Annotated in this window: 11 protein-coding genes; 7 read left to right on the top strand and 4 right to left on the bottom strand. The window is 27.5% G+C overall.

All coding sequences use genetic code 11. The features are described 5' to 3' along the window. Positions 1–41: 41 nt before the first annotated feature. Positions 42–200, bottom strand: coding sequence for a six-cysteine ranthipeptide SCIFF (gene scfA, locus B5E92_RS09925; RefSeq protein WP_083784286.1), 159 nt, complete (start codon positions 198–200; stop codon positions 42–44). 136 nt (positions 201–336) lie between these two features. Further along, positions 337–1,596, bottom strand: a complete 1,260-nt coding sequence (locus B5E92_RS09920; protein ID WP_087301710.1) for a methionine gamma-lyase family protein — start codon at positions 1,594–1,596, stop codon at positions 337–339. A 394-nt stretch (positions 1,597–1,990) separates the two neighbouring features. Between B5E92_RS09920 and B5E92_RS09915 the strand changes: the two genes are divergently transcribed. Both B5E92_RS09915 and B5E92_RS09910 read left to right on the top strand, forming a co-directional pair. Continuing rightward, entirely contained in the window at positions 1,991–2,722 is a 732-nt protein-coding gene (locus tag B5E92_RS09915) for a hypothetical protein (RefSeq protein ID WP_087301708.1), read from the top strand. 105 nt (positions 2,723–2,827) lie between these two features. Further along, positions 2,828–5,560: an AAA domain-containing protein gene (locus tag B5E92_RS09910; RefSeq protein WP_204245261.1), complete on the top strand. Its 2,733-nt coding sequence runs from the start codon at positions 2,828–2,830 to the stop codon at positions 5,558–5,560. 108 nt (positions 5,561–5,668) lie between these two features. Here B5E92_RS09910 and B5E92_RS09905 read toward each other — a convergent pair whose 3' ends face one another. Beyond that, positions 5,669–6,184, bottom strand: coding sequence for a hypothetical protein (locus tag B5E92_RS09905; RefSeq protein WP_087301706.1), 516 nt, complete (start codon positions 6,182–6,184; stop codon positions 5,669–5,671). Between the two features lie 37 nt (positions 6,185–6,221). Then, positions 6,222–6,794 (bottom strand): TetR/AcrR family transcriptional regulator, encoded by a 573-nt coding sequence (locus tag B5E92_RS09900; protein ID WP_087301704.1) that lies wholly within the window; start codon positions 6,792–6,794, stop codon positions 6,222–6,224. A gap of 129 nt (positions 6,795–6,923) precedes the next feature. On the opposite strand from B5E92_RS09900, the gene B5E92_RS09895 reads away from it, so the two are divergent. The 5 genes from B5E92_RS09895 to B5E92_RS09875 all read left to right on the top strand — a co-directional run bounded on the left by B5E92_RS09895 (position 6,924) and on the right by B5E92_RS09875 (position 12,634). Next, positions 6,924–8,864: an NAD(P)/FAD-dependent oxidoreductase gene (locus tag B5E92_RS09895; protein ID WP_087301702.1), complete on the top strand. Its 1,941-nt coding sequence runs from the start codon at positions 6,924–6,926 to the stop codon at positions 8,862–8,864. A 518-nt stretch (positions 8,865–9,382) separates the two neighbouring features. Beyond that, positions 9,383–10,078, top strand: a complete 696-nt coding sequence (locus B5E92_RS09890; protein WP_087301700.1) for a TIGR00266 family protein — start codon at positions 9,383–9,385, stop codon at positions 10,076–10,078. Positions 10,079–10,989: 911 nt separating this feature from the next. Further along, on the top strand, positions 10,990–11,895 hold the full coding sequence (locus B5E92_RS09885) for a ribokinase (RefSeq protein WP_087301698.1): 906 nt from the start codon (positions 10,990–10,992) through the stop codon (positions 11,893–11,895). Next, positions 11,880–12,104, top strand: a complete 225-nt coding sequence (locus B5E92_RS09880) for a DUF1653 domain-containing protein (RefSeq protein WP_087301696.1) — start codon at positions 11,880–11,882, stop codon at positions 12,102–12,104. Before B5E92_RS09885 ends, B5E92_RS09880 begins: the two co-directional genes overlap by 16 nt. A gap of 401 nt (positions 12,105–12,505) precedes the next feature. Then, positions 12,506–12,634, top strand: a complete 129-nt coding sequence (locus tag B5E92_RS09875) for a helix-turn-helix transcriptional regulator (RefSeq protein ID WP_087301694.1) — start codon at positions 12,506–12,508, stop codon at positions 12,632–12,634. Positions 12,635–12,730: the final 96 nt, after the last annotated feature.

Below are 12,730 nucleotides of genomic sequence, written 5' to 3'. Positions count from 1 at the left end.
AAAATGTCGCCAAGTAGGCGGCATTATTTTTTTGATTTAAATTACTTCTCGTTTTTCTTGTTTGTGTTTTCACATTTCTGATTAGCAATACCACAGCTAGTTTTGCAAGCAGATTGACAAGATGTTTGACACTCACCACAACCACCGTTTTTGGCGCTATCACAAAGATTACGAGTTTCAAGAGTCATAATGTGTTTCATAATAAACCTCCCAATTGTAATTTTTTATAGGTATCGATATTTTATACATTATTGAATAATATCTCGACTAAAGTTTATCATTTTTATAACAAAAAGTCCATAGCTTATTGCCATTTAAAAAAACGAGAAAAACATTTTAATCTAACTTATTTTCCATATTTGATAATGCTAGTAAAATCGATAGCTTTCCATATTCAAATGTTAAACCACCTTGTAAGTATAATGTATAAGGTTCAATAACAGGCGCATCAGCACTTAATTCAATCGTACTACCTTGTGTAAAGCTACCAGCAGCCATAACTTCATCAAATGGATACCCAGGCATTGGTGCTGGCAAAACATGAACAAAAGAATCAATAGGACTTGTCTGTTGAATACCTTGAGTAAAACTTACTAAATTATCTTTAGTTTTTAGTTCTAAAGTTTGAATAATATCAGTACGAAATTCATCATAGCGAGGAGACACATTAGAATATCCTAGCTTTTCTAACATATAAGCTGTAAACACAGCTGTTTTTAAGGCATTTTTTACAGCATTAGGGGCCATAAATATTCCCTTAAAAAAAGTATTGTTTAAATTAAAGTTTGCACCTAAGTCTTTTCCAATTCCCGGAGCCGTTAAACGCTCAGCAACCATGTGAATCAATATCTCATTTCCAGCAACATATCCACCTGTAGGAGCAATTCCACCACCAAGATTTTTCATTAATGATCCAACAACAATATCAGCACCAGCATGTCCAGGTTCTTTAGTTTCTACTAATTCTCCATAACAGTTATCTACCATGATAATAACATCTTGATTAACTGTACGGATCTTATTAATAATTCTTTCGATTTTTGAAATAGAAAGTGATTTACGATGAGAATATCCTCTTGATCTTTGAATTTCTACCAACTTAACATTATTCTCTTTCAATCGATTGATAATACTTTCATCATCAAAATCATCATTAATCAATTCAATCTGTTCATACTTAACACCATTTGCTTTTAAAGACAGACTAGAATTACCACTAATTCCAATCATTTCTTGTAAAGAATCATATGGAGCTCCAGTTAATGAAATCATTGTATCTCCATGTTTTAACAGCGCAGAAAGCGTTAAATAAATTGCATTTGTTCCACTCATAATTTGTGGTCGCACTAAAGCATCTTCACAACCAAGAACAGTAGCAAAAATCTTTTCTAATTTATTTCTTCCTTCATCATAATTTCCATATCCATTAATATCACTAAAATCAGAATAAGAGACTCTATTTTCAATAAATGCAGATAATATACGGTTAGAATTCGTTAAACAAACCGCATCAATTTCCTTATAGATATCTTTTAAAACTGTATCAGATTCCTTAGCTAATTCTAGTAAATCTGGATTAATTTGTTCGAGTATCAAATATAAAACCTCCTATAAATAATTCATTGCTTATTATACACGAATATTATTGATTTGTGTTGTTATTTAGGAAAGTAAATGAGATATAGTAAAAAATATGTAAGATATTTTTATTAATTGGTTTATATATTAAATCATTATTTGCTGACATTTGAAAAACAGATAAACATATTTTTATTGATAATATAATAGTTATAGTGTTATTGATATAATTATATATGTATATGATAAAACAAGTAAAAGAACAACTAGAGAAACTTAAAACATTTTTTATAATTTTTAATATAGTATGTCAAAAATTAATATTGAAATAAAATGATAAATATATTACAATATAATGATTTGAAATAATAAATTCAAATGGAAGGTGCGGGGCGAAAGGAGAATGTTATAAATGAAACATTATGAATATGTGAAAAAATCTGAATACATGCCAGTGAAAAAAGAATTGATAAAATTGATTAACTTGGTACAAGATGATTTAAGAAAAAAATTTACTTTTCGCTTTGATTTTATAGGTAGCTCTAGCAGAAATATGATTACTTGTGATTTTTCAACTAATGAAGGTTATGACTTTGATGTTAATATTGAAGTTAATGATCCAGATGAAAGATATAGTGCAAAAGAATTAAAAAAATTATTGATGGAATCATTTGATAAAATAATTGATGAAACACAAGGTATTGATGATAGGTATGGAAACATTTATAGACATTGTAGATATGAGAGCTTACTTCATCCGGTTAATATGGATTCCTTCAATAATTTAAAATATAGTCATTGTGAAAATAGTACTAGGGTATTTACGATTAAAGTACATGAATCTAATAAAGCAAAGATTAAATACGGCTGTGATTTTGCAATTGTAAATAATTTTATTGAAAAGAAAGAAAAAAAGCAACAATACATTCACTTTAATAAAAGTACCAACCCACCTTCTTATAATTGGCAGTTACAAGAAAAAGGATATAATATATCTAAAAAAGAACAATTTATAAGTAAACGAAAACTTGTACATGAACTAAAAAAAGTATATTTAAATAAAAAAAATAATAATATGTATAATAAAAAATCACGTTCATTATATGCTGAAGCAGTTAATGAAGTATATAATAAATATCAATAAAGGATTAGCTTAGTTTTAATAGTTTTGCAATAATAATTATAATTAGTAGTTGCACACTAAAGTTGGTATTATAGATTAATTAAAATAGGGAGAGAGCGGGTTTAATTGATTAATGCAAAATATAATATGATAATTATTAAAGGCGAGATAAAGACAAGAGAAATAGTATCGTGTCAATATAATCGAAATACTAAAAAATGGGATGTGGAATTTAATAATGGAAAGAAATATTCATATAGTTATTTAAATGTACAAAAATTAAAAGATCCACAAATTTTAAATCCTAAGATGTATCGTATTAGTAGAGATGGACGAGAATTCTTTAACATAAAGGCTATTTATGTATTTACTGGCAAGCATGAATCTTATTGGCATATTTGTTTTAATAACGGTAGTACGACAGATTATCGGCAAAGTGACTTGGACATAGTTGAATCTTGTTTTAATCATAAGCAATCTGCAAATGTATTCGAATATTTAAAACAAATTGCTGCTTTAAACGATATCAAAAATGAAGAGACTAATGAAAAATTATTATCAAAACGGTTTGAAAAAATATCATTTGTTAGTAAAAATATAGCATTGGCAAAATATCTAAACCCATCATTATTAAAAGCTAATGAGAGTAAAAACGAATATATACCTATTTTTCCATTTGGATGTAATAATAGTCAATATAAAGCAGTTAAAAATGCTATGGGAAATCAGATAAGTGTTATTCAAGGCCCTCCAGGAACTGGCAAAACACAGACAATATTAAATATTATTGCTAATATCTTGATGGAGGGAAAAACAGTTCAGATAGTGTCTAATAATAATTCAGCTACTGAAAATATATTTGATAAATTATCTTCGAATAAATATAATCTAGGATTTATTGTTGCAACATTAGGGAATTCTAAAAATAGGAAATTGTTTATTGAAAATCAAGAAATAAATTATCCTAATTTTTCAACATGGAGATCTAAAGAAAATCCGATTGAATTACAACACAAAATATCTGAGCAATCAACGCAATTAAAAAGTATTTTTGATAAAAAAGAAAAATTAGCGACTTTAAAACAGGAACTGTCACAGTTAATTACAGAATTAAAATATTTTAATCAGTATGTTGATGAATCTAATGTCAGCATAGAAAATATAAAATTTAAGAAAAATATTTCTTCAAAAAAATGGATGGAATTGTGGCAAGAATGTCAAATGATTTCTGATGAAGATAAATCAATAGGAATCTTATTTAAAATAAAAAATTTTTTTAAATATGGTATGACGAATTGGAACTTTTACAAGCAAGATATGTCTAAAATAATTACAACATTTCAGGCAATGTTTTATTCTACAAAGCAAATAGAATTAACTACAGCAATTGAAGGTCTTGAAACATATTTGAATACTGTTAATGAGGATTTATTAACGGATTTATGTAATGATTCAATGATTATTTTAAAGGATAAATTAGCAAGAAAATATGGTGCTAACCAAAAACGTAAAATATTTAATGAAAATGATTTGTGGAAAAATCCATTTAAAATTTTAGAAGAGTATCCAGTTATTTTGAGTACAACTTTTTCTTCAAAAAATTCTTTAAATTCCGATGTGGTATATGATTATTTGATTATGGATGAAGCATCACAAGTAGATATTGCAACCGGAGCATTAGCACTTTCTTGTGCAAAAAATGTTGTAATTGTAGGAGATACAAAGCAATTGCCAAATGTTGTTACTGATGAAATAAAAGAAATGACACAAATTATATTTGAAAATTTTAATATCAGTGAAGGATATAAATATACAAATAGCTTTTTACAATCAATTTTAGATGTTATGCCAAATGTTGCACAAACAATGTTAAGGGAACATTATAGATGTCACCCTAAAATAATTAATTTTTGTAATCAAAAATTTTATCATGGTGAGTTAATTATTATGACAACAGATAAAGGGGAAGATGATGTGTTGTCAGTAATTAAAACTGTAAAAGGAAATCATGAGCGAGATCATTATAGTCAACGTCAAATTGACATCATTAAAAATGAAATAATTCCAAAATATTCTTTAAATAATAATGAAACAGGAATTATAACACCGTATAAAAATCAAGTAAAAGCTCTAAATAAAGAAATCAGTGATATTGATGCAGCGACAGTACATAAATTTCAGGGCAAAGAAAAAGATAATATCATAATATCTACTGTAGATGATGTAATATCTGATTTTGCAGATGATTCATATTTAATCAATGTTGCTGTATCAAGAGCAAAAAAGAGATTAATCTTAGTTGTATCGGGAAACGAACAATCTAAAGAGCGGAATATAACTGATTTAGTGGAATATATACAATACAATAACTTTGAGGTTATTGACAGTAAAATTTATTCAATATTTGATTATCTTTATAAGCAATATACAGAAGAAAGAAAAACATATTTACAAAAACATAAAAAGATTTCAGAGTATGATTCAGAAAATCTAATGTATTCATTACTTGAAGAAATCCTAATTGATAATAAATATTCCAGTTTGGATGTAGTTTGCCATTTTCCACTAAATATGTTGATTAAAGATCCTAAATTGTTAGATGAAAAAGAGTGTCAGTATGCTATGAATCCAGCCACACATATTGATTTTTTAATATATAATACAGTTAGCAAAAAACCTGTATTAGCAATTGAAGTAGATGGATATGACTATCATAAAGAAAACACTGTACAAGCTTCACGTGATTTAATGAAAAATGATATTTTAAAATTATATGAAATACCATTATTAAGATTTAAGACAAATGGAAGTTGTGAAAAATCAAAAATTATTCAAGAGCTAGATAAATATATTGCATAAGTTAGTCATAAAAACATATCTTTATTCAATTAATAAATATTTTAAATAAAATCTTATAACTATATTTATGGCAAATTTAATAGCTAAAAAGGTATCTATAAATAAGCTTTAGATACCTTTTTTAGTACGAATTGATGGATTTTTTTGCATGAAAAATTCTTTTAGTTTATATTTTTTAGCAATATCTTTATTAAAAATAATATATTGTTTAGCTTTGGAAACAACTAAAACATAATTAGTAGTTTCTAGATATTGATTAAAGTGCTGGTAATTAATATCAACATGGGCATTAGTATTTGTATTTGTTATTGCTAAAAATTGATCATCAAATTTATATTTATAAATAATTTCATCACCAGTATTTGTTTCTTGGAATCGTTCATAGATAAGATGAGAATAATTTTTCTTTTGTCTATATAAAAAATATTGAAGTACAGCAATAGCAACTATAACTATCAAAAATAAAACAATATTTGTTGCAAGATTATTTTGTAAACAATTTATTAATACATAAATTAAGATAAAAATTGAACCACCATTAATAATATAAACATTTCTTTTAGGAAACATCGCTTCAGATATTTCATTAGAATCACTAATTTTAAATGTACATATAATCTCCATAAAATTCACTTCCTTTAAATTTAGTCAATTAAATAATTTAGATTTCAATTATCCTACTATCAACTTGCAACGCTAGTGAAATACTTTTAATAAATTCTTTTCGAACATCATCAATTAAATTCAAACACCATTTAATACCACAACCAAAACAAATTTGAGAACACATATCATAAAGTTCTTCAGGATTAGATTGATTATGAATTTGATTACTTTCCTGAGCCTTTTTTATTAAAATACAAACAACCGTTTTTACCATATCAATTTCATCAAAAGTTCCATGATTGTTTTTAAGATTTGTGATAAAAAGCTGAGCATATAAATCCTTAGTAAATACCTGCATTCGTTCAATAATTAGATCAAAGACATAGATGATTTGTTGCCAGTAATTATCAGCAGAAGTAATATTAACAATCAAGTCATATAATTCATCATTAATTTGATCAAAAAAATAAGTTAATATATCCTCTTTTGATGAAATATAACGATAAAAAGTTGTTTTAGTTATATTACATTTGTCACATATATCATTAATAGTTACATTATCATATCCCTTTTCTTTAAATAAATTATATGAAATACTAATTATATTCTTTTTAACATCTTTGTACATATTATCACCATTTTTACTATAACAAATATTTAATGCAGATGCAAAAAAGATATTGATGAAAGCGCTTTATAGGTGTAAAATATTACTAGAGTAACATTTTATAATACCGTGTTGTAGGAGGGAATTAAAATGAATTATGAAAAATTATTTACACCAATGAAAATAGGTAAGATGGAAGTAAAAAACCGTTTATCTTTTTCACCAATGGGGACAAACTCAGCATTTACTAATGGTCGAAAAGATGAACAAGAAATTGATTATTTCATTCGCCGTGCTAAAGGTGGCGTAGGGATGATTGTTAATGGTTGTCAAATGTTAAATGAAGCAATCGCCCAAGGGTCAATGGAAGGATATCTTGATAGTTATTCAGTTTTACCAGCACTTACTAGTATGGTTGATGGGGTTCATCGTTATGGTGCTAGAATTATTTGTCAAATTTCACCAGGTACAGGAAGAAATGCTTTCCCTGATACTAACGGAAATCCGCCAATGTCAGCTTCTGCTATTCCAAGTGCTTTTGATCCAAACGTTATTTGTCATGCTTTAACAAAAGATGAAATTAGTAATATTATGAAAATGACAGAATTTGCAGCTGGTGTTGCACGTGACGCTGGATATGATGGTATTGAAATTCATGCTCATGCAGGATATTTAATTGACCAGTTTATGTCTCCTTGCTGGAACAAAAGAACTGATGAATATGGAGGATCATTTGAAAATAGAGCTAGATTTCCACGAGAAATGGTTGCTGCTATTAGAAGAGCTGTTGGGCCTGATATGCCAATTATTTTCCGTATTTCATTAGATCATCGTTTTGAAGGCGGTCGTACTTTAGAAGAATCAATGAAATTATTAGAAGCTTTAGATGATGGAAACATTGATGCTTTTGATATTGATGCTGGAAGTTATGAAACATTAGATTATATTTTCCCACCAGCATATTTAGGAACAGCTTGTATGGATTATGTTTGTAAAGAAGCAAGAAAACATACTGATAAACCACTTTTAAATGCTGGAAATCATGATCCTGAATCAGCCCTTAGATTAATTGAATCTGGTGAAGCAGATTTTGCATCATTAGGTAGACCTTTGATTGCTGATCCTGATTTACCAAAAAAATTAATGAAGGGATTAAGAAAAGAAGTAAGACCATGTATTCGCTGTAATGAATTCTGTATTGGACGTATTTGGAATAATCATACTAAATTAGGATGTGCTGTTAATACTGAGGCAATGGAAGAAGTAAGATTCCATCTTGAAAAAACAGATGATCCTAAAAATGTTGTTATTGTTGGTGCAGGGCCTGCTGGTTTAGAAGCTGCTAGAGTTGCGGCATTAGAAGGACATCATGTTTCAATTTATGATAAAGGTAGTCGTTTAGGTGGAACAATGAGAACAATTGCTACAGCTAAATTTAAAACAAAGATTAAAGAATTAGCAGATTATTTTGAATACCAGTTAGATAAATTAGGTGTTGACGTTCATTTAAATACTACTGTAACTGGTGAAGAAGAATTTTTAGAAAAAGCAGATGTGATTTTTGTTGGAACCGGAACTGTACCAGTAACTCCAAATATTCCAGGTATTGATAATAGTAAGGTTATTGATATTATGGCAGCACATAGTGATGAAAGTTTAATTAAAGGTGATAACATCGTTGTTTGCGGTGGCGGACTTTCTGGATGCGACGCAGCTTTAGAACTTGCAAGTGAAAAAGGTAAAAAAGTTACAATTATTGAAATGACTGAAGAATGTGCCAAAGATGCTATGTTTATTAATAAGATTACATTATTTAATCAATTAGCTAAAAATAATGTTACTTTAATGACAAACACTAAAGTTGTTTCAATTGATGATGATGGTGTCCATGTTGAAACTTCTAAAGGAGAAAAAATTGTTGAAGCAGATACAATTATTTCAGCCTTTGGTATGAAACCTTTAACTGATATTGCTGATATAATTGACAGTAAATATCATAATAAAACTCGTAAAATTGGAGACTTATATAAAATTGGAAAAATCGGTAATGCTATTCGTGAAGGATATTATGCCGGTTCATCAATTGACTAGTTAAAAGGCTATGCTTTAAAACATAGCCTTTTAATATTTATAATTGTATAAATATATTGACTTAAGTTAGTTGAACATATGAAAGTATGTTAAAACCATGGAGTGGTAAGTAGTTATGCAAAAAAATCTTTTTGAGGAAAGCGATAGCTTGAATGAAGAATGAAAGTAGCGCCTTGAGATGCAAACAAATAGTAGAGACTTATAGTTGTACTAAAAATGTGCCTTTAATAATTTAGATGATGAATCATTAAAAATAAAGAATCCAATAAAAGCAAGAATCATTGTAATTGTTTCTAGAATAGTAAAAAATATTTTTTGTTATATTTACTCATACAATTGACTACCATATATTACTTATAACTAATATTGGAATACCTGGATTGCTTATTAGTTTATCTTAATTATAAGTTTTAAAAACTTATAAATTTTAATGAAATTTGAATATTAAATAATCAATGATATTCAACAAAATCGCTTCATGTTATAATTAAGATAACAAGTAACAAGGAGGAAGGAAAATGAGATACAAAATATTAGGTGACTCGGATTGTCCATTAGTGCATATTGAATTAGGGATGAATGAAAAAGCTAAGATTGAAAGAGGCGCTATGGCTTATGTTTCTAATGTTGATTTAGAAGGGAAAATGAATAGTTCTAAAAAAGGCCTTGGTGGTGTTTTAGGAGCAATAGGCAGAAGTCTTACTAGTGGTGAAAGTATGTTTATGACACATGCAACAGGAAATAGTAATGATGCATATATCGGAATTGCACCTGCTATTCCAGGTAAGATTCATTGTTTACATGTAGAAGCAAATAAACAATATTGTTTAAATACTGGAGCTTTTTTAGCCAGTGATGAAAGTGTTGATTATATTATGAAATCACAAAATGTTGGAAAAGCATTGTTTGGGGGAACTGGTGGCTTCTTTATTATGCAAAGTCAAGGTGAAGGAGATCTTTTAGTAAGTGCTTTTGGAGATATTTTGCCACTAGAAGTGACTCCTGATTATCCTGTTACAATTGATAATGAACATGTTGTTGCCTGGGATGCTTCTTTAAATTATGATATTCATGTTGCTAGTGGGTTATTTGGTTTTACGACGGGTGAAGGTCTTGTTAATGAGTTTCATGGTAGTGGAACAGTTTTAATTCAAACTAGAAATGTTCATAATTTAGCGGATGCAATACGCCCATTTTTACCATCATCTAACTGATTAAGTAAAAAGATTTAATGAGATGAACCGTATTATATTAATAATGACGGTTCATTTTCATTAAAATTGGTAAAGAAAATAATTATTAATATTGTATATTAAAAATATAAATTTTATTTGTGTAAACTGATGATTGGGGTGTTTATAGTTTTTTAGTTAGTATCTTGATTTTAATAATAGGACTGCTATGTTAAAAAAATTATGATTTAGTATTTATAAGGATTACATTATTTTGCTAATGATTTTCTTAGATAAAAATAATAAAGAATATTTACATAAGATAAAAAATCATTATGATAAAATTGTTGAAGGTGAATTAGAATTAGTAAAAATATTTAATTAATTACACTTAACTTATTCAAAAATTAGAAGAAAATATATATGTAAAGATGTATGAATCGATTGAGCTCGTAGATATGGCAATAATAATTGCTGATTTAAGAAAAAACGAAAAACATATATTTTCGATTATGGTTAGGTAATAAAAATAGATTGTCAAAATTATTATCATCTGTTAATAAAAATGCTGTAGAAAATTTATTTACGCTAATACTTCAAGTAAATCAACTTTTTTAAAGACGTTTGGTGTTAATCTTATTATGGCTAAAGCATGTCATATATATTTTAGTGAATCGTTGTCAGTGAAACCATTAATACTAAATCATCAGTATTTATTACTGCTCACGATTTAGCTTTAGTCAATTTTTTAGATTATCTACAATATCTTTTTATGGATAAAGTAAAAAAGTTTTATTATGACCATAAAATAAAAAAGAATTTCCAAGATGGCAATGGCATTAAATTAATACATGACTAATTAAATGAGACAATATTTGTATAAAAGGATTTTCAAGGCAATTGATAATCAAAATTTTATTTAATAAAAATATTATTAAGAAAAGAGGAAAAAAATAAAATTTTTAAATTATGGTTCGTTAAATATTGATAAAATATATGAAGTTGAGCATTTTGTTCGGGCTAAAGAAACTTGTGCATCACTGAGTTACTATGAATTACCAGGTGGTAAAGGTTTAAATCAGTCAATTGCTTTAGCTCGTTTGAATATTCCGGTTTATCACGCTGGAAAGATTGGCAAAGATGGTTTATTTTTAAAAGACCTTTTAGAAAAACAAGGAGTTAATACTAAATATTTACAAATAAGTGATGAAGTTAGTGGTCACGCTATTATTCAAGTTGATCAGCAAGGTGAAAATTGTATTTTACTTTATGGTGGGGCTAATCAAACTATTACTAGTGATGAAATCAAAATGACTTTTAAGGATTTTTCTAAAGGAGATTTTCTATTTTTACAAAATGAAGTTAATCGTATTGATGAAATGATCAACTTAGCTAAAGAAAAAGAAATGCTTGTTGTTTTAAATCCTTCACCAGTAAATAATATCAAAGAAAAAATTTCTTTTGAACAGATTGATTATTTAATTTTAAATGAAGTTGAAGGACAAGTATTAACCAATCAAGAAAAGCCAGAAAAAATATTAGAGACATTAATTCAGGAATATCCGCATATAAAAATTATTTTAACTTTAGGAAGTCAGGGAGCTATTTATCAAGATTGTCAGCAAATCATTAGACAGTCTGCATATCCTTGTTCGTATTTAGATACAACTGGTGCTGGGGATACTTTTACAGGCTTTTTCTTTAGTGTTTATTTTACTAGTAATGATATTAGCTATGCTTTAAAAAAAGCAGCTCAAGCTTCTAGTTTAGCAATTACTAGAAAAGGTGGTGCTAGTGCTATCCCAACATGGCAAGAACTTGAAAAAATAATTAGGAGGATTTTATGGACTTACAGTTAAATAAAGTGTATCGCCATTTTAAGGGCAAAAAATATCGCGTGTTATATTTAGCAATCCATAGTGAAACTTTAGAACAATTGGTAATTTATCAGGCACTTTATGGTGATTATGAAATTTTTGCTCGACCATTAGAAATGTTTATCTCCAAAGTTGACAAAGAACGTTATCCTGATGCTAGTCAGGAATATCGTTTTGAATGTATTGAATAAGATGTTTTAAAAACTGTTTTTACTTCTTTAGGGCTACTTGGTATAATTATTAGTTCAGTTATTGGTTTTATTTTTAATTGTGTTGTAAGTATTTTTATTACTCAATTATTTTTAGAATAGGTAAGATCTTTTGTAATGATGTTAGCTGGATTATTATCTAGAGTAGGATTAGGAAGGATTGTTTAGTTAAAATATGACAAAAATTAAATACAGACATTGTGGGTCGTATTTGTAGTGATAAAAGGTAATTTAATTACATTGATTATTTAGATATTGAAATTGATGATACTTATAAAACCACGAAAGTTTTTCGTGGTTTTAATATATTTAAGTAATGTAAAAGACTTTTGACAGACAAAAAAAGTACTTTAAGTTATACTTTTTATGAAAGGAGGGAGAAAATGCAATTAGGAAAACATATAAAACAATTGCGTCATGAAAAATCATTATCACAAGAAAAACTAGCTGAAATGGTTTATGTATCTAGACAAACTATTTCTAATTGGGAAAATGATATCCCGACTTTCTAAAGATTCCGATAAATAAAAACATAAGACCAACTATCTTTGATGATAATTGGTCTTTTTTGATATGAACCGATTAAAATGTCGGAATCTTTTTTTGTT

This window comes from Erysipelatoclostridium sp. An15 (genome assembly GCF_002160675.1).
In the GTDB taxonomy this organism is placed as follows: domain Bacteria; phylum Bacillota_I; class Bacilli_A; order Erysipelotrichales; family Coprobacillaceae; genus Thomasclavelia; species Thomasclavelia merdavium.
Note: the sequence above shows the minus strand (reverse complement) of the source record. Positions and strands in the feature narration are given on the sequence as shown.